Source organism: Gillisia sp. Hel_I_29, from assembly GCF_000744275.1.
In the GTDB taxonomy this organism is placed as follows: Bacteria; Bacteroidota; Bacteroidia; order Flavobacteriales; family Flavobacteriaceae; genus Gillisia.
Genome location: NZ_JQLP01000001.1, coordinates 705,194 through 723,409 on the forward strand (window position 1 = coordinate 705,194; position 18,216 = coordinate 723,409).

Annotated in this window: 15 protein-coding genes; 1 reads left to right on the top strand and 14 read right to left on the bottom strand. The window is 33.6% G+C overall.

Annotated features, from left to right (window positions below; genetic code table 11):
* Positions 1-7 precede the first annotated feature (7 nt).
* The 10 genes from P163_RS03175 to P163_RS03220 form a co-directional block, all read right to left on the bottom strand.
* Positions 8-424, bottom strand: a complete 417-nt coding sequence (locus P163_RS03175) for a response regulator (RefSeq protein ID WP_051931065.1) — start codon at positions 422-424, stop codon at positions 8-10.
* Positions 425-436: 12 nt separating this feature from the next.
* Positions 437-2,200 carry an ATP-binding protein gene (locus P163_RS03180; protein ID WP_034887520.1) on the bottom strand — a complete coding sequence of 588 codons (1,764 nt, stop codon included), beginning with the start codon at positions 2,198-2,200 and terminating at the stop codon, positions 437-439.
* 288 nt (positions 2,201-2,488) lie between these two features.
* Complete coding sequence (locus P163_RS03185; protein ID WP_034887523.1) at positions 2,489-4,939, bottom strand: DUF4114 domain-containing protein; 2,451 nt, start codon at positions 4,937-4,939, stop codon at positions 2,489-2,491.
* A 407-nt stretch (positions 4,940-5,346) separates the two neighbouring features.
* Positions 5,347-6,054, bottom strand: coding sequence for a LytR/AlgR family response regulator transcription factor (locus P163_RS03190; protein ID WP_034887525.1), 708 nt, complete (start codon positions 6,052-6,054; stop codon positions 5,347-5,349).
* Positions 6,055-6,065: 11 nt separating this feature from the next.
* A complete protein-coding gene (locus tag P163_RS03195) occupies positions 6,066-6,368 on the bottom strand; it encodes an Hpt domain-containing protein (protein ID WP_231556144.1) in 303 nt (100 codons plus the stop codon).
* Between the two features lie 14 nt (positions 6,369-6,382).
* Complete coding sequence (locus tag P163_RS03200; RefSeq protein ID WP_034887527.1) at positions 6,383-7,423, bottom strand: sensor histidine kinase; 1,041 nt, start codon at positions 7,421-7,423, stop codon at positions 6,383-6,385.
* Complete coding sequence (locus P163_RS03205; protein WP_034887529.1) at positions 7,420-8,547, bottom strand: FIST signal transduction protein; 1,128 nt, start codon at positions 8,545-8,547, stop codon at positions 7,420-7,422. The genes P163_RS03200 and P163_RS03205 overlap by 4 nt, the downstream gene beginning before the upstream one ends.
* Positions 8,544-10,916 (bottom strand): PAS domain-containing sensor histidine kinase, encoded by a 2,373-nt coding sequence (locus P163_RS03210; protein WP_034887531.1) that lies wholly within the window; start codon positions 10,914-10,916, stop codon positions 8,544-8,546. The genes P163_RS03205 and P163_RS03210 overlap by 4 nt, the downstream gene beginning before the upstream one ends.
* Positions 10,894-11,457 (bottom strand): heme NO-binding domain-containing protein, encoded by a 564-nt coding sequence (locus P163_RS03215; protein ID WP_034887533.1) that lies wholly within the window; start codon positions 11,455-11,457, stop codon positions 10,894-10,896. The genes P163_RS03210 and P163_RS03215 overlap by 23 nt, the downstream gene beginning before the upstream one ends.
* A 2-nt stretch (positions 11,458-11,459) precedes the next feature.
* A complete protein-coding gene (locus P163_RS03220) occupies positions 11,460-11,873 on the bottom strand; it encodes a response regulator (protein WP_034887535.1) in 414 nt (137 codons plus the stop codon).
* A gap of 405 nt (positions 11,874-12,278) precedes the next feature.
* Between P163_RS03220 and P163_RS03225 the strand changes: the two genes are divergently transcribed.
* Positions 12,279-13,430 carry a PepSY-associated TM helix domain-containing protein gene (locus tag P163_RS03225; protein ID WP_034887537.1) on the top strand — a complete coding sequence of 384 codons (1,152 nt, stop codon included), beginning with the start codon at positions 12,279-12,281 and terminating at the stop codon, positions 13,428-13,430.
* Positions 13,431-13,524: 94 nt separating this feature from the next.
* Here the strand turns inward: P163_RS03225 and P163_RS03230 are convergent, their stop codons facing one another.
* The 4 genes from P163_RS03230 to P163_RS03245 all read right to left on the bottom strand — a co-directional run bounded on the left by P163_RS03230 (position 13,525) and on the right by P163_RS03245 (position 18,163).
* Positions 13,525-13,725, bottom strand: coding sequence for a hypothetical protein (locus tag P163_RS03230; protein ID WP_034887539.1), 201 nt, complete (start codon positions 13,723-13,725; stop codon positions 13,525-13,527).
* Positions 13,726-13,924: 199 nt separating this feature from the next.
* Positions 13,925-15,337, bottom strand: coding sequence for a hypothetical protein (locus P163_RS03235; RefSeq protein WP_034887541.1), 1,413 nt, complete (start codon positions 15,335-15,337; stop codon positions 13,925-13,927).
* Positions 15,338-15,505: 168 nt separating this feature from the next.
* The gene (locus P163_RS17725) at positions 15,506-15,961 is read right to left on the bottom strand and encodes a GNAT family N-acetyltransferase (protein ID WP_051931069.1); all 456 of its coding nucleotides are present in this window, start codon (positions 15,959-15,961) and stop codon (positions 15,506-15,508) included.
* Between the two features lie 165 nt (positions 15,962-16,126).
* Positions 16,127-18,163, bottom strand: a complete 2,037-nt coding sequence (locus tag P163_RS03245; protein ID WP_034887544.1) for an ATP-dependent helicase — start codon at positions 18,161-18,163, stop codon at positions 16,127-16,129.
* Positions 18,164-18,216: the final 53 nt, after the last annotated feature.

Sequence of the window (18,216 nt, forward strand, 5' to 3'; positions counted from 1 at the left end):
TATTGGCTTAACAGTTTGGCTGATACCATGTTTTTATTGGGAATTCCCTAATAAGAACTTCCAGTTCTAATTCTGTAATAGGTTTGATGAGGTAGCCGGAAAGTTCACTAAATTTTTTGGCTTTTTCAACATCCTCAGGATCGTCAGAAGAAGTAAGCATATAGATTTGGATATTCTTATCTATATCTTTACTCAGATTATTGTATTCTTTTAAAAATTGCCATCCATTCATAAACGGCATATTAATATCAAGTAAAACTACATCTGGTAGCATGGCAGTATTCGATAATCTTGATTTAATACAATTGATGCCTTCTTCTCCATCTGCATACTTTTCTACTACAACTTGTGGATTAATTCTTTTTAAGGTCTTGTCGGTTATAAATTGAAAGATTGGATCATCGTCTATAAGAAAAAAAATCATGGCTATTTAGTTTTAATTGAACGTGATAATAAATGAGGAGCCTTTACCGTATTCGCTCTCTACTCTAATTTCGGCATTTAAAGATTCTAACTGGGTTTTTACCATAAAAAGGCCCATACCCTTACCAGAAACATTTCTGTGAAATCTTCGGTACAATTTAAAGATTTCAGATTGATGTTTTTCAAGATTAATTCCAATTCCATTATCTTCCACAATAAGAATTCTTTTTTCTTTTTGCCTGATTGTCTTGATCTTGATATAACTTTCTTTAGTTGGATCTCTATATTTAATAGCATTGGAGATTAAATTTTGAACAACACTCTGAAAATATATTTTTGAGAATTTAATAGTTTTCCAACCGCTTAGATCTATTTCTACATTTACAGTACCATCTATGGTTTCTACAAACAAACAAAGCGACTGTTCTATAACTGGTTTGATCTCGAATTTTTCTATTTCTATGGTATCATCATTAAGAACTCTCACATAGGTTAACAGGTCTTGAACAAGTGTATTAATACTACCCGATATAGTATTTAATTTTGGAATAATTGTTTTTACTTCTTCATAGTCTTCGGAACCACTTACCATAGAAATGAGTGCAGACATACTTGTAGTTGGAGCTCTTAAATTATGTGCTACTATACTATTATATTCTTTAAGCTGCCTATTTCTTAATTCTAATTTCGTTTTTATAGATGTGAGCAGCACATTTTGATTTTCAAGCGCTTTCCTTTTCTTTTTTAGTCTTAACAAATAGACTTCTTTTATTTTTTCATTCTTTACTTCACCTTTAGCCACATAGGCGATTATGATAAAGCAAATAAGGTTTAATACAAAGAGTGCTAAATAGAAGTTCATAGAAGCAGCTAAAACATCTGTATTTGAAACTCTAGAGATAAGGTACCACTCATTAGAAGAATTTAATTTGGAACGATTGCTATCTATTACATTAAATTGAGAAATTGCTTCTTTAAAGTCCAACTTAGTTACAACCCAAAAATTCTTTCCAGTTCCAAATTGAGTTTCTTTATCTTGGGTAATAGCTTTCCAGGTTTTTGGAAAGCTGGTAGAAAAATCCAGGTGATTATTTGGATCTGTTAGATGCTCAAAAGCCCTGTTGTTATTTTCTGAATTGGCAAGAAATTTACCGTTAGAATCTACCAGGTAGAACGTGTAATTTAATTTTTTAGTAAGCGTAGCGAGTAACTCTTTAGCATCGTAGTTTATAACTACCATTCCAAGTTTTTCTCCAGATTTATTAAAAACAGGAGCGCCACCTCTAATCATTGGGCTAAATGGTCTTTCTATTTTGCCGTTTTCAATATTTAAATTTAATGGAGAGAGATAAATTTCACTGCTATCTAATGCAATGGTCTTTTTAAAATACCCTTCATTTTTTTTATTTTGAAAATTCAGGTCATTTATAATTTTACCATCTTTAGTTCTTATTAGTCGTAGTGCCTCTTCTCCATTTTTTTTAATGAATCTAAACTGACTGTAATGATTCATGCCTACAATAAAATTACCCAGTTGCTCTTCGTATTTCTGGTTGTATCGTGGGTCAAAATCTTCTTTTGTAAAATCATTCTGACTCCAATAAAAGATATTTGCAATAATAGGATTAAGATTTTCGACAATAAGATTGCTTTTAAGCGCGAGTTCTTTTAACTCCAAATTGGAGATGTTCTTTTTTTCATTATAAAATATCCATATAGATAGCAGTAGACTTACTACTAAAAGAGGTAGGTAATATTTAGCAACTCTTTTTATCATTCGGGGAAAATGATCATTGTTATAATTGATTAGATTTTGCCAACTATCAAAAACCCAAAAAAATTATTTAAGGGTACAATTATGAATTTGGCATTCTGGTAGGGCAGAGACTAATATAATATTATTTATTATCGAAATGAGTTAAACATTATTTAAAATGAAATAAAAATTTAGATTTTTTGTGAAAGTTATTATCAAGTTCATATTTCAATAAAAATTAAATAAAAAAAGCCGAGGGAATTCCCCCGGCTCAACTAGCCAACCAACCAACCAATCAACCTAATTAATCTATTTCATCAATAAATTAATAGAAAATCTTTCATTTTTTTCAGTAATTATTAAAGCTTTGTACATTCCCGGCGTCATGTTATACAATTCTACAGGAAATTCTATCTGTGCAGAATTAGGTCTATAACTTTTGCTCCATACCTGTCTACCTTTAAGATCGAATATGATAATATCTGCTGTTAGTCTGGCCTCGGGTAAAACTACAGTAGTATTTGTTTTGAAAGGGTTAGGGTAATTATAGGCATAGGGCTTTTCAATAAATTCATCTTTTGCAAGTTCCTCTGTTGGGAGATTCGGGAGATCTCTAAAATCTGTAAATGATACTTTTTCTAAATTCAACTCAAAATTAGAGAAGCTAGAATAATCTCCAGGAACAGAAAACACTAAGGTTTTTAAAGGTTCATTATTATAGTTCTGGCTACCATTAGTAAAATCTGAGAGTCTTAGGTTTAAAGTTTCCAAAGTTTCATGCGCTTCAATTTCTAATCGAAATCTCTTGTCCCAATCTTGTAGGTCTTCTGTTACCAATATTAATTCAACAGCTTTAGAATTTTTTATATCAAATTCTATTGCCGTAAAAGGGGAACTATCAAAAGCTAGGTCTCCCGGAAGAATTGCTCTAAAAAGATTAACGGTACCATACACCTTTCCGTTAAGTGCTATGTTTCTTTCCAGTCTATGATCTGTAGCAAATTTCTTCTCTGTATCGGGAACTATGTTAAAATTGTCTATTTGAGTTTCTTCTGCCACATAATCTATTCCCCAGGGTCCATCGGCTAAATAAAGCGCGTCTGGTTGCGGAGAGTTATACCCTTTTATTTGTAAACCAACATCAAAGAGGCTACCCGCATCAATTCTTATTTCCTGCTCATAGTCTGATGATAAAAATTGTTGTTTTGTAAAAGAAATCTCTTCATCGAGCTCTGTTTCTCTCAAGTTTCCATCTATCTTAAAGCCTACATCTTTATTCTTGTTCTTCACGATAAGATGAAGCTGGCCATCTTTATAAAACCCACGTTTTACAAAGAGGGTAGGGAACTTGCCAGCTATCTTATCGCTTACCAATGAGTTGTAAGCTAAAAATTTATCTATTATATGCCCTGCAATACTGCTAACCTGGCCCATGCTTCCTCCCCAAACCTGGAAATTTGCAAAATCTCCCGCAGGATAATCTGCGATGTTCCAAAAAGAGTAAAGCTTATTTACATCATCTAAAGAGATAGAAAAATTTACAGCATATTCCAACTTCCCGCTATCTCTTAATATTTTTATCATAACCAGATCATAACCTTTAAGATTGATGGTTCTAATGTCTTCTAAGCTTGCAGAATTCAAACGGTCACAGATCACTTTAGAGTGATTGTAAATACTCCCTTTGGTCTTAGTGATTAAGGCTGCAGCTATACGTTTATCACCTTCATAATAATCTGCAGAAAAAACAGCTTCAGCATTGGTAATACCCATAAGATCTTCCGGACTTGAAATTTTTCCCACTTCGGTACCAAACATTCCGGAGGCTGGTAGAAGAGAGGCTAGGTCTACACCATTTGGTCCTTTTTGTAAGGTATTGGCACTCTTAAAATTTTGTTGTTTTGATTTTTGAAATTTATTGTAACTATTTTTAAGTCTGTTGAAGTTACGTTCGGCAATTAGTCCTGCTAATCTTCCATTGCTTTCAAGTCCACCTTTATTGGCTGAACTAACATCTGTAGCACTCTTTATATCTGCATAGTTATAAGACTTAATTGCTTCATACGGGTTTGCGGTAACAAAAAAGATAGCATCATTAAAATCCTGATCACAGTTGCTCCAATCTCTTCTTATATCTTCTATCCCCAGATAAATTCTTTCTTGCTGCTCATCTGCAAGCAACACCATATGTTGTTTTAGATCTTCAGAACTTTCTGGATTGTATTTTGGGTTGGAAAACACCTGAAGGTTCCCTTTAGTAACTTTAGAGCCATTCCATCCATTGGCAAGTAGAACCCAGCCAATTCCGGTTCCTGCTTTAAAATCTCCAATCTTTACTTTATTTCCTTTTTTAAGGCCTCCACCAGAACCACTTGCGGAAACGTTTGGGAAGATAATGGTGATATCTTCCGGTTGAGGTTTTGTTGCAGTAGCATCATTAAGATCATAAGTATAAAATCCAAGTACGTTTCTATAACCTGCACCTTCCTTAACAAAAGTTACCCACACCGCAGCATCTTTTTCTAATTGTACATCATTATCATAACCAGAAGAGATGTAATGAGGATTGTAATCTGGTACTGGATAAGACTCTGGTAAGGCATTCTCAATAAGAGTCATGCTTTTCGGGTTGATATCGTCATTAGCACTTTCCAGATATTCCGGTACACCCAAAGCATCATAACCTCCTAGAAATTTATAATTCTGAGCGTTTATTTGAAAGCTAAAAAGCAAGATTATTATAAGTAGAGGTCTAAGCATAGTTCTTAATTTTTGATAAAATTAGATAAGAGAGCCATTAATTTTTAATTCTTTCGATGAACTGAAAAATAGTGGAGATGAATGTAAAATTCTAAAAGATGAACGGGTAAGTGGTTGATGTTGTTTTATTTAAACATAAAAGCCGAAGATCTCTCTTCGGCTTTGCATGCACCACGTCAATTACTTAGCTAACCTAAACCAAGCAAAATTATAAATAGCTTTAATTAATTTCTAACTAAAAAAGAGCCAGCCATTCTTAAAGAAATGGATCTTAACGGTAGGGTATCCACTGGCTCTTTTTATTTGGGCTTCTGTTCAAATATAGAACGAAGCCCAGTAGCATTTGGGAGAAATTCGGTGGTCGTCAAATATTAATCGACCAATGGAAATAAAGTGTAGATGAATGTTTAGAGAAGATTAAGCCTTTTCATAAGTTCCGGCCTGTTAGACCTACTTACAGGAACCACATCCTTTTCTATAAGAACACTATTATCTTCTATATCTATTATTTTTTGTGTATTAATGATATAAGATCTATGTACTTTAAGGAAAAGATCTAACGGTAATTTATCTTCAATTTTTTTAAGCGTGGAATGTACAGTGTAATTCTTACCAGAGGTCTTAATTTGGATATAATCTCCTTTAGCCTCTATAAGATAGATCGTAGGAATATCTATTTTAATAAGTCTTCTATCAATATTTACATACAGATCATTCTCTGTTTTGTTTATAGAAGAGACAGTGTCCTGAGATGTTTCTGGAGCTTTAAAGTTGAGTGCTTTTTGCACAGCCTTATCAAAACGTTCCTGAGAAACGGGTTTCACAATATAATCTACGATGCAATCATACTCAAAGGCTTCAATTGCAAAATTTCTGTCTGAAGTGGTTAAAATGATATTTGGCGGATTTTTCAAGGTTTGAATAAAATCAAACCCGGTAAAATCTGGCATATGAATGTCTAGAAAAATAAGATCTGCAGACTCCTGGTTGAGAAATTTAATGGCTTGTAACGCATGGGAGAATTCTGCTTCAAATTCTAAATGAGGATTTTTTTTAATGAATTGATGAATGATGGTTCTAGCCATTTCTTCATCATCAATTATAAGGCATTTCATATGGTGGTTATTTAAAGCTGGTCTATAAATAAGAGCATTTGCTGTAAGATCTTTTCAAACTCTTCATCGCCTTTTGAAATACCTTCTCTAAGCTCTGTTTCAAAGCCTTCAGCAAATTCGTAACTCTTCTCGAGACCTAAAATACTAATTTTGTGCTTAATCTTATGCACATTTAATGCAGCTTCAGAAAAGTTATTCTCTTTAAAGTTCATTCTATACACCTCAACTTCTTCCGGCAGTTCTCTTTTCACTACCTCTAAAAGTTTTGCTTCAAATTCTTTATCTCCACCAGATAACTCGTGGATGTATGACATGTTTGGTTGTTCTATCATTTCGGCAGGTTAATATAAAATGTGGTTCCTTCTCCTAGTTTGCTATCTAAACTTATACTCCCGTTATAGTAATCTACAACTTTTTTCGCAATAGAAAGTCCTATGCCGGTGGAAGCCTGATCGTTCTCTATTTTTTCGAATATTCTGAAAATTTTCTTGTGATGCTTTTGTGAAATTCCTCTCCCATTATCGGTAACACTAAATCGCCATTCTAAAGCAGTGCTTTCTACAGAAATTTCTATACTTCCTTTTTCCTTGTCTATGCTCTTAATTGCATTTTGAATTAAATTCTGAAAAAGCTGTTGTACCCTAAATTTGTCTGCTTTTATCTTTGGGAGGTCTTTCGAAATATGAAGTTGTATATGATCTGGTATATACAGCAACTCTTCAATTTCTAATATAAGCTGATGAGTGTCTACCTGATATTGAACAATATCTGCCTCATCTATGGTAGAATAATGTAAAATTCCATCTATAAGCGCATCCATCTTCTCAAGATTATTTAAAATAAGATTAAAATGCTGTTTTCCTTCTTCATTTAATCCTTCAAAATTGTCTTCTATGATCCAATTCACTAAAGAATTGATGCTCCTTAATGGCGATTTTAGATCGTGAGATACGATGTGAGCATAGTCTGAGAGGGATTGATTCTTTTTTTCCAGGCTCTTAAAAAGTTCTTCTTGCTTGGTTACAGCAATCTTTAGATCTTCACTTTGATCTTTTATATAAATCGCCAAATTCTTTACATCTAATTCACCGGTCTGGCGATCTTCATATTCTTTTAGATTTAGTGCTGCAATAGCCAAATGTATGCTATCCAATATTTCTTTTTGGCCTTCTGCTTCTTCTCTTAATCTTTCGTTAGCCTCAAAAAGCTCATCAGAACTTATTTTCATGGCTCGTTGCTGCATATTAAATTGATCTTGATGCGTTTCATAAGATCTATTTACGGCTTTTATAAATTCCTGTAGATTTTCATCTTTTAGAGCATCGGCACCTAAATGTTTAGAGATCTGCCTTCTTAAAAGTGGGTTCATTCGCTTAGTAGGGTTAAGGTCATGGTTTGATTATGTAATTCACATGATTGCTCTCCATAGTATGGCGCAAGCTCTCCATAAGAGTAGAAACCTGTAACCGCTGCGGTATTGCCAATCATTTCTATTACACCTTCTATCTCTTCTTCTACACGTTGATCTAAAACCAATTTTCTGCCAATACAACTAACTAAAATTGCAAGCTCCGGTTTATTTTTTCTGGCATCCATAGCTAATTTTGCTGCCTGATATGCACCTTCAACAAGTCCGTCTGCAGACGCCATCATTAACTGTACTTTAGAGCCTTGAGGTACATCACCTGCAAGAGTCATAGATTGATTTTTTGTATCTATACCAAGTATGGTTCTTACTACTGGTTCTTTTTTTCCTGAAGCTTTAACATGTAATGGATATAAGAGCGATGCTTGAGGCAATTCTGAAGCTTTTTCTCCTAAGTATTTGGAATATAGTTCTAATGCAGGTTTCCCGTCTAATTCAAACAGAACATTATCTTTAGAACTTGTTATTACTCGTTCTGGTCCAAAGGGAATCCATCCGCCAACACTAGAGTATGAAACTTCGATAGTTTCTCCATAGAAACCAATTAATACCACTTCTCCTTCGTTTGGAGTTTGATGGCCTGCTAGGGTTTTTTCAAATCTAGATCCATCTCCACACATTCCTCCGGTAATGACTACATCATTATCAAGATTAGATTCTAATCCTTCAATTAAAGCACTACCATTTACAAAACTACCTTCAGAAAGTACAAAAACATGCTTCAGCCCTTTTTTAGGAAGTTGAGTAATTAGCTTTTCTCCTATTAACTTAGAGTCTTGCTGATAATCTTTAATATTCTCGGTCTTTATTTTATAATTGCTCTTTTCAAACTCTATTGCAGTTATGGTAACAGTACCTTCTTCAACATTACTATTGCATATCTCTCCGGCAGTAGATCCAAAGACGAGATTGTTATATGGGAATTCTCGCTTTATGGTAGCTATTATTGCTTCATCTTCCAGTAAATAACGATCTGCAAAAACAAAAACTAAAGGATCCTTAAGATCAGATCTATCTCCCTTATATTTCCAGTTACCTGCGTTGTATTTAGCCTGTACTACCTTCATTCTGATTTTTTAATTGTAAAGAAAAAGGTAGTTCCTTTCCCAAATACACTTTCTAACCAAATTTTCCCGTTATGAATTTCTATGATCTTCTTCACAATACTTAATCCAATTCCGCTAGAGGTCTTACTAGAGTTTACAGAACTAAATATCTTAAAGATCTTCTCAAAATGCTCTTCTTCTATACCACAACCATTATCTTTTATAGAAAAGATATAATGCTCATCATCTTCTTTTACATCTATTTCTATAAGTCCTTCTTCCTTGTCTATGTAATTTACAGCATTGCTTATAATATTTTGAAATACCTGTTGCATGCGGGTAGCGTCTGCTTCTATAATTGGAAGGGTACGCTTAATTATGACCTTGATATGATCTGGGATATAGATCATTGATACTATATCTTTTACAAGATCTTGAAGATTTACAATAGTTTTGGACGCTCTATGACTTTCCAGGCTGGAGTATTTTAAGATATTCTCAATAAGATGATCCATCTTTTCTACCTTATTCTGCATAAGATCTAGATTAAGAATTCCATCATCTCCTACCTTATCCTTAAAGTCTTCACGAGTCCAGCTTATTAATGCAGATATATTTCTTAAAGGCGATTTTAGATCGTGAGATACTACATGGGCATAATCGTTAAGCTGTTCGTTCTGCACCTCTAAACTTTTAAGTAGATCTTTTTGCTGTTCTTCTAATTGTTTTTGAGTAGTAATGTCTAAATGAATTCCTATAGAGCCTACAACATTTCCATTTACATCATAATTTGGTGCGCCACTTATAAGCCAATTTCTTAGCTCATTATTTTTGGTCTTGATCTTAACTTCGTAAGAGTCTGAAATGCCTTCCTCTCTTTCCTGATTCTTTTTGTAAAAATCTGGAATATACTCTTCCAGTAATAAAAGCTCTGCAGCTTTTTTACCTACCAACTCATCAATAGAATATCCACTTATATCACAAAAGCTTTGATTTGCCATAATGATATGATCTTCATTATCTACTTCAACAAGACCAAGATTCATATTAGCAATGATATTGCTATATTTATCTTTTTGAGCCTTAAGATTTTCCTTATAACGGCGGCGGATGGTAATATCATCATAACTCCATAAATGTCCCTTATATTCCCCGTTATTAAAGATAGGAATATAACTACGCTCTAAGACTCTGCCATCTACCATTTGCAGTTCTTCTGCTATTACAGTCTCTTTATTTTCCAGTAATTCCTGAATTCTTTTTACAAATCCTTCCGGATCATGAAATTGCATTTTAGATTCTTCTGCAGAGGTTGTACAATCTACGTTTATAAGCGCTGCCGGAGGAGCAGGGATATTGAAAATATCGCAAAATTGCTGATTTGTCAATCTTATTTTTCTATTCTCATCTTCTAATAATATACCGCTTTGAAGGTTCATTATAATTCTGGAAAGTCTATTTTCAGATTCCTTTAAACGTTCTTTAGCGATCTTCTCTTTGGTGATGTCTTCTACCGTAGCTACTTGATAATCTAGCTCACCATTATTATCTCTAACGGCAGTTACCGAAGTTTTAACCCATAGATAAGATTTATCCTTTTTTAAATATCGCTTCTCTAGCGTGTAGGTATTTATCTTCCCTTCGTATAATTGAGATCTTAGTTCCTGAGAGCGATCTTCATCATCTGGATGGGTAATGCTGCTGGCACTATGGCTAAGTAGCTCTTCTTCTGTAAAACCCAGCATTTCACAAACAGCATTGTTTACAAAAATTAATTTTTCAGCTTTAGAATCTGCTAAAGAAATTCCAATAGGAGAGTGATTAAAAACTACATCTAGTTTTCTTTTTTGATCTTCAACAATAGTTTTAATTCTGGTCTCTTCCGTAATATCTCTGGCGATTCCCTGAGCAGCTATAGGTTTCCCAGCTCTATCATAAATAATACTGGCATTTATTTGTACTATTTTCTCCTCTTTATTTTTGGTAAGTATCACTGCATTATAATTATTGAATTTACCCTTATGGTATAATTCTGCAAATGCTGTGTTGGTATATTCCTGAAATTCTTCTTTTACAAGATGTCTTAGATTGAATTTTTCTTTACTGATATCATAACCTAATAAATCTATGGCAGCTTGGTTCATTCGAATTACTTCTCCTGAAATTTCCATAACCACGTAAGCATCAATAATATTTTCAAAAACACCTTCAAGTTCTGATGTTTTTGAATTTAAAAGTTCTTCTAATTTTTTATTTGAAGTTTGAAGTTGTTCAGAAATGTGATAAAGTTCAGTAGATTTTTGCTCCAGAATTTGCTCTGCAGCTTTTCTTGATTCCTTTTCACGATGAAGTGCTCTTTTTAGTATTTCAATTTCTCTGGTTTGTTGCATGGGGCTGCTTGTAAATCAAAAATCTCACTTTAGTTCCATCCTGTTTAACCTTTTCTAATTCTATTTTATAATTAGAATCATAATGCTCAAACGTTCTTTCCATCAAAGCTTTGGCAAACATGTACATAGATCTTTCAGAAAAATACATCATTTCAAGGAAATTATCCTCATGTTTTATGATTTTAAATTTTGGAAGCTCTGCTCCGGGGTATAATTTTCTAACTTCTACATGAATATGATTTTCTATAGAAGCCAACATTTCTATTGGAGAGGTATATAGACTAAAAATATTAGCATGATTCTTCTCTAAAACATCAAAAAAGTATCTTCCATAAGTATATACCAGATCATCTATAGAAATTCCGGTCTCTCCACTAAGATTCACAATGAGACTTTGCATTTCAAAAAAATCATAGGTACCAACAGAGGTATAGATTCCTTTAGAGGGCAATCTAGATCCTTCAATAATATTATCTAGAGTCTCCAGTCCAAAACTGTTCTCTACCATCTCTAAGAATTCTGTAAAAACAATTCCTTTCATAATTAAGGTTTAATCAATTCGTTCTCGCTCCAGTAATTAAGAACAGCATTTAGTTTTTGTACGTATTCCTCATACTTAAGAGGCTTTATTACATAACCTGCAATTCCAATTTCATAGCAAGTTAGAACATCTTTTCTATTATTGGAAGTGGTAAGAATTATGGTAGGAATATATTTAAGAGTCTCATCTGCCTTCAAGATCTTTAGGAATTCTATTCCATTCATCTTTGGCATATTAAGATCTAATAGAATAATGTCTGGCAATCTATTTTTATCTGACAAAATTTGCAGCGCTTCTTCGCCATCTTTTGCTTCGCGAATGCTATGCTTAAGTTCTATTTTATTAAGAGTACGATTGAGTTTCATCACTTCTATCTCATCGTCTTCAATAAACAATATGTTGAGCTTATTTTTCATTTTCAGTTAGAATAATTGACTAGGAAGTCAAAGATCTACATTTTTATGCTTCTAAATTTGAAACATCGTTGATACAAAATATAGCTTCGGTGAACGGATATTAAGTGTAGACGAGTGGTAAACAGGAGCGGATTACGTTATTTTAAGTATTACCGAAATTAGTTTTTAAAAGCATTTTTTATTTAATATTATTCTGATGTTCAGATAATTATATAGGCTTATGAAATTTTATTTAAAGTTAGTCTAAATAATTTTGAGGAAATGGTATAAAGTTTTTAGATTTGGCCCTTAATCTTTAATCAATCTGAATAAGCTTAAGTGAGAAATATTTCTATAATTGCCTTAGCAATACCTACAGTAAGCTAATATTTAAGTAAATACATACACCTGTTTTATCCTCAAACCATGAAAAAAAAGAAATCTTATACCTTCCGAAAGTTTATGACAGATATCCATTTGTGGTTGGGACTTGGGAGTGGTATCATAATCTTTCTTGTGTGTTTTAGCGGAACAATGTTGGTTTTTGAGGAAGAGATAAAATCAATTTTTGCTGAAGAATTAAAAATCTCAGCTCAATCTGATAAATTAAGTATTGAAGAATTACAGGAGCAAATGTCTAAAGAAGGAGCTATATCTTCTATTGCTATACCATCTGCAGAAACCGAACCTTACGTGTTTAGGATTAAAACGTCCCCTAAAGATAGGCGTGGAAGCAGTTTTATGGTAGATCCATATTCTGCGAAAGTTCTAAAACCACAAAAATCTTCATTGGATGGTTTCTTTGGGAGTATGTTTAGATTACATAGATGGTTGCTTTTAGACAGCAAAATTGGAAGACCTATAGTAGGAGTGGCTACCATTATCTTCTTCTTTCTTAGTATTACCGGGATCATAATTTGGTTTCCAAAAAAATGGAAATGGAAGGCTTTTAAACCTGGTCTTAAAATTAAGTTCTCGGCTAAATGGAAACGAATAAACCATGATCTACATAATACTTTAGGATTTTATTCTTGTATAGTATTAGTAGTAATGATACTTACTGGGCTTTGCTGGTCTTTTGGTTGGTATCGTGATGCAGGAAGTATGGTTCTGGGAACTAAGATCTTTGGTGAAAGGGGAGGTGCTAAAATTAATTCAAAGTCAGAGGATCTGCAGGTACTCAAAATAGGGGAGATCTATGACATTTCGAATCGGGAATTAAATTATTCCGGAAAGACCAATATCACTTTACCGCAAGATCAAAAGGGAGTCTATCAAATTAGAAAGTATAATGATGCCAACTGGTCTCCGGTAACTTCAGATAATTTGGTAATAGATAGCGATGGGAGCGTGCTTAAAAAAGAACTTTTTAAAGATAAACCTTTAAATGTTCAAATTGCGACCTTAATAAAACCAATACATACGGGTGCGATATTTGGTAAATTGTCTAAGATCGTATATTTCTTGGCTTGTTTAATTGCAACCAGTCTTCCGGTTACCGGAACTATCATTTGGTGGAATAAGTTTAAGAAGAAAAAAGGCAAAAAGAAGAAAAAGAAAAAAATTGCTGTTCGTTAACGAATTGAAAGAACACTAATTTAATAAAATACCTATCAACCTTATCCACCGGGTGCTGTAAATGGCTACTATAGATTGTTATAGAAAAGTTCGTTTAGCTACCTTGCCGTTTTTGAGCAGCAGTGTTTTTAGTTCTAATGATAATTCCCAAGATCATTAAACCTAAAGATACACCAACAAGGCATCCATTTGCAATATCAGAAAGTGGATAATACTGAGATAGAATTTGCGAACCCGCCATGACGAATAAGCCTGTAGCTAATAGAATGGAAGCTTTTTTATTGGAGATATTCATATGTTGACTGTTATTGGCCTTCTAAAGGTAATATGTTACATACTTATATTTAGAAGCAATTATCAGTTCAATACAGAAATAATTTAAAGTAACTAAGTATTATAAATTTAATCTAGGAATTGCTCTTATGGAAATGCTTTTATAAAAACAAAAAACCCATCAAAATTCGATGAGTTTTTTGTTTTTAATAACTCTTAGATTATGAAAGTTCTGCTTCAAAATATTTAAGTTTTTCAATAGCTGGTTTTTTACTGCTTTCTATTCTATTTACAAGAGCTTGAAGTTTCTTATTATCTTCAGATATATTTGCCACTAGGTCACTAAAGCCATCCAATCTATTATCATGCAACCACATTTTTAGATTTTCATCTTCTTTCCAAAGTTCTTCATTCACCAAAGTACCTAACAACATTCTTAGCCAATCTGTATCGCTGCTTGGGAGTTCAATTACCTTGCATAGTTCGTTCTTCAGTTTTTCATCCTTATCTGAAGCTTCAATATGGGCAATCATTGCTGCGCTAAATACAATTTGTATCCCTCTAATGATCTGTAATGTTATAGTATCTTTAGAAAACACCGGTTTAGATTTAGCATGGCTAAGTGCATTGGCAGAACAATCTACACATACAAAATGTTCTTTTACAGGAATAGAGCCTTCTATAAAGCTAATATTGTCTTTGCTTACATGCTTTACTCGGCCTTTACGCACTACGTTCTTAATTCTTCTAAGTTGCTCTAGTTCTAATTTACTAATTGTAGCACCCCTAAACATTTGCGGCTTCACATTTTGATCTATTCTAATTAATACTCCAGATTTCTCAAGTTTTTCAAAAAGCTCAGAAATTGAATCTGCTTCTTCTAAAGCTTCAAATTGTAAAGCTAGATATTGCAAATAATCTTCTAGATATTCTTCAGAAGGTTGTAGATTTTTTCGGTCTATAAGCCATGCATCTCTAGAAACTATCCAGGTAATTTTATCTGGATTTACGTTATGTTCTAAAAGCCATAAACAAGCATCAATCCCGGTTTTTCCACCGCCAATAATTACAAATTCTGATGGAGCCTCCGTAAGTTTAGGTAAACCATTAATTGGAATAAAATTTACATCGGCATCTACAATATAATTTGGCGGATGACTGGCTGGCACCTTAGTTTTCATATAGGTGGCATCTACTGTTTTTTTATTAACCTTTACCTCATGCATTTCATTAGTAAGAAGAGAGGTAAATTTTCCATCTCCCTTATACTCACACATTGGAAAGAATTTTACTCTTCCGCTAGGCAAGTACTTATAGTTCATAATATCATCATAATAAGCATTAATTGCAGCTCCAGATGCCAAGTGCTTCAATCCTTTATTAAAGCCTATTTCATCCTTTCCATTCTCTCCCAATTCTGTAGAACTCACACCATAATAAGTAGATGGTTGATGAAGCCTTACAAATGGATAAGCTAGATTCCAATGCCCTCCCGGTTTGTGATGTTTATCTACCATGATAATATTCGCATTGGTCTCTGCCAATATGATATCTGCAAATGCCATCCCAACAGCTCCAGCGCCTATAATTAAATAGTCTGTTTCAAGAATTTCTTCATTTTTGGCCTCTTTCATTTATGCTTAACTTGTTTTTAGTAGATTAGTTTATGGTAAGAAATTTAATAAGGTCAGTTTCATCTTAATAGCCTTATTTTACTCTGAAACCGATAATCTTGCAAGTTAATTATTTTATATAAAAGAGTAGGGTAAATGGAGTTTTCTATTGATGAGATGATTACCTGTTTACTCAAGGTCTTTTATAAAATGGACTAATTCAACCTTTTCTGAATACCCAAGTTTTTCATGGAAATTTCTAGAAGCTGTTGCAGGTAACCAAGTATCAGATCCTATTTGGCTACAACCTTTTTCTTTGCACCACTTTTCTCCAAGAGCAACCAATTCTTTTGCAACTCCCAACTTTCTGTATTCAAATTCTAAATAAATACCTTCCAGGTAACCTGTAGGTAAATCTTTTGCGCCTTCAACGTAATCTGTTCTAATAGAAAAGAATGAAAATCCAACCAATTCATCTGTAGAAGATGTAGCGATGAAAATTCTTTTAGTCTCAGTTGCTATTGCTTTTCTTAAGCGCGCTTCTAGATCTTCTTTTTCTAAACCTTTCCAAAGTTTCATGCTCATCCCCAAAATCGATTTAAGATCTTTAAGTTTTGCAGAGGTATACCTTATCTTTTCTTTCATAAGTTATAATATCAAATAGCTGAATTAACCTATAGGTCGATAAAATTTTGCTGATTATTGTATATTTTTCTGAAGGTAATACCTTGGTAAGAATTTCCAAAAGGTTAAAAAAATCGATTTGATCTAAAAGCTTTTTATAAGTAACTTCAAATTAAGACCTTCATTTTATGAAAAATCCATTCCTTCAGAAAGATCTATTCTATTAGGGGTTAAAATATCTCTTGGTTTTACAAAACTAGATGAATTTACTACTTGCTCTATGAGCGTATTTGGTAATTTCTCCAGAAAATACTTAGAAGTAGCATCAGAACTTTCAGAATTATTAACGGTGTTGATGGAATTGGTATCTCGAGTGATAAAAAGTTCATTTTTAGCTCTAGTTAATGCCACGTATAAAACCCGTCTATCTTCTTCTATGCTTTCTTCGCTATGTAAATTCCAAGCACTTGGATATACTTTAGGGGAAACATTCAGCACATAACAAACATCAGATTCTAAACCCTTAGCAGAATGCACGGTAGAAATGATCACGTGATCTTTGATCTCGCTATCATTTAGTTGAGAACCTTCCAAAACCGGCTCTCCATTTAACTGTTTTGCGTTTTCAAGAATTCCTTCAGAAATTAACTGACCGATAGTGGAGTAATTATCTCCTAACATTTCGAGCACAGGAAAGTCAGATTTTCGCTTTTCCTCCCAATCTTTTCGGTATTTAAAAGCCAAAGGCATTTCCATTTTAGAATAGGTTTCCTTGATAGCTCTCTTTACATTTCCGGAATTTATAAAAATGGTGTTGTAAATATCTCCAATCTTTTCTCCATCTGCTCCACCAATAACGTCTTCTAGATTCTGCGCACACTCCAGCGGATCTTTAAATTCTAAAATTTTAGAGATATATTTTCCCGCTCTAATTTCTCCGATTCCGTCCCAAAAAGTAAGAAAACGCATCCATCCAATTTCATCATATACATTGTTAACCACTCTTAGAGCAGAAATTACATCTTTAATGTGAGCAGCTTCCATGAATTTTCTACCACCATAAGTTACATAAGGAATCTTCTTCTGAATAAATACCGCTTGCAAAGGTTTGGTGTAATAAGTAGATTTTGAAAGTATTAAATGATCTATAAAGCTCTTGTTGTTTTCTGAAAAGTTCTCAAGGATATTTTCTGCTATAAAATTAGCTTCTTCCCATTGGCTTGCAACATTGATCAATTTCGGTTTTAGGCCTTCTCCTCTTGTAGCAACCAATTTCTTCTTATAATCTAAACTCGATTCCTCTAACAACCAATTCGAAAGATCTAAAATCTCTTGGGTAGACCTATAATTTTTGTCTAGGATCAAGATCTCAGAGTCCGGCACACGTTCTTTGAATAAATGCACGTTTTTAAAATCGGCTCCTCTAAAAGAATAGATAGACTGCGCATCATCTCCCACACAATAAAATTTTGCAATTTCTAAGAATGGTTCTAACAAATACCATTGCAGCGGATTGGTGTCCTGAAACTCATCTATCAATAAATGCTTGATCTGGTTAGAAAGAATGGCTCTGGCCTCTTCATCATTTCGCAACCTGTTAGCCACGATCAATAAAAGATCGTCATAATCCAGATAGCGCCCTTCGCCTTTTTTAGTTTGATACGCCTTCAGTAAAACTGCTACTTTAGGCCTTATGATATCTATTTCATCATTGGTTTCTTCATCCACCTTCCCTTTATATATCTTTTCCCGAATAGAATTGGTAAGATTTTGTCGCGTATTTCTTCCGTAAGAGTATATGTCGATTAACTGCTGAGGTTTTATGCGAATGCCTTTATACTCAATAACTTGATCTCCACACACCATTTTCATAACACTTAACTGATCGTCTGGATCTATTACCGTATAATTAGAGGCACCGAACAAATTGGGATAGCGCACAATTAGTTGGTTGCACCAAGAGTGAAACGTAGACCCGTTCAAACTTTGCGCCTGATTATTAGATAGTGAAGATTTTACCCGCTCTACAATTTCGTTTGCAGATCTTTTTGTGAAAGTAAGTATCTGAATTTTTTCAGGAGGTGTACCTTGTTCTATGAGATAAGCAGCTCTTCCCACAATACATCTGGTTTTACCCGTTCCCGCGCCGGCAAGAACTAACAAATGCTTCCCGCTAAATTCTACCGCCTTCTTCTGCTGCTCGTTAAGAATATGATTCTCCAATTTCTTTTTTTGTAAAGATAATAATTATTAGGCAATTAGGATTATTTCCAAAA

Bases quoted from the DNA above. Each gene is read 5' to 3' on its own strand.
- P163_RS03230 (WP_034887539.1), bottom strand. From the start codon at position 13,725: ATGAATATCTCCAATAAAAAAGCTTCCATTCTATTAGCTACAGGCTTA.
- P163_RS03220 (WP_034887535.1), bottom strand. From the start codon at position 11,873: ATGAAAAATAAGCTCAACATATTGTTTATTGAAGACGATGAGATAGAA.
- P163_RS03180 (WP_034887520.1), bottom strand. From the start codon at position 2,200: ATGATAAAAAGAGTTGCTAAATATTACCTACCTCTTTTAGTAGTAAGT.
- P163_RS03200 (WP_034887527.1), bottom strand. From the start codon at position 7,423: ATGAACCCACTTTTAAGAAGGCAGATCTCTAAACATTTAGGTGCCGAT.
- P163_RS03225 (WP_034887537.1), top strand. From the start codon at position 12,279: ATGAAAAAAAAGAAATCTTATACCTTCCGAAAGTTTATGACAGATATC.
- P163_RS03215 (WP_034887533.1), bottom strand. From the start codon at position 11,457: ATGAAAGGAATTGTTTTTACAGAATTCTTAGAGATGGTAGAGAACAGT.
- P163_RS03195 (WP_231556144.1), bottom strand. From the start codon at position 6,368: ATGTCATACATCCACGAGTTATCTGGTGGAGATAAAGAATTTGAAGCA.
- P163_RS17725 (WP_051931069.1), bottom strand. From the start codon at position 15,961: ATGAAAGAAAAGATAAGGTATACCTCTGCAAAACTTAAAGATCTTAAA.
- P163_RS03205 (WP_034887529.1), bottom strand. From the start codon at position 8,547: ATGAAGGTAGTACAGGCTAAATACAACGCAGGTAACTGGAAATATAAG.
- P163_RS03190 (WP_034887525.1), bottom strand. From the start codon at position 6,054: ATGAAATGCCTTATAATTGATGATGAAGAAATGGCTAGAACCATCATT.
- P163_RS03175 (WP_051931065.1), bottom strand. From the start codon at position 424: ATGATTTTTTTTCTTATAGACGATGATCCAATCTTTCAATTTATAACC.
- P163_RS03235 (WP_034887541.1), bottom strand. From the start codon at position 15,337: ATGAAAGAGGCCAAAAATGAAGAAATTCTTGAAACAGACTATTTAATT.
- P163_RS03210 (WP_034887531.1), bottom strand. From the start codon at position 10,916: ATGCAACAAACCAGAGAAATTGAAATACTAAAAAGAGCACTTCATCGT.
- P163_RS03185 (WP_034887523.1), bottom strand. From the start codon at position 4,939: ATGCTTAGACCTCTACTTATAATAATCTTGCTTTTTAGCTTTCAAATA.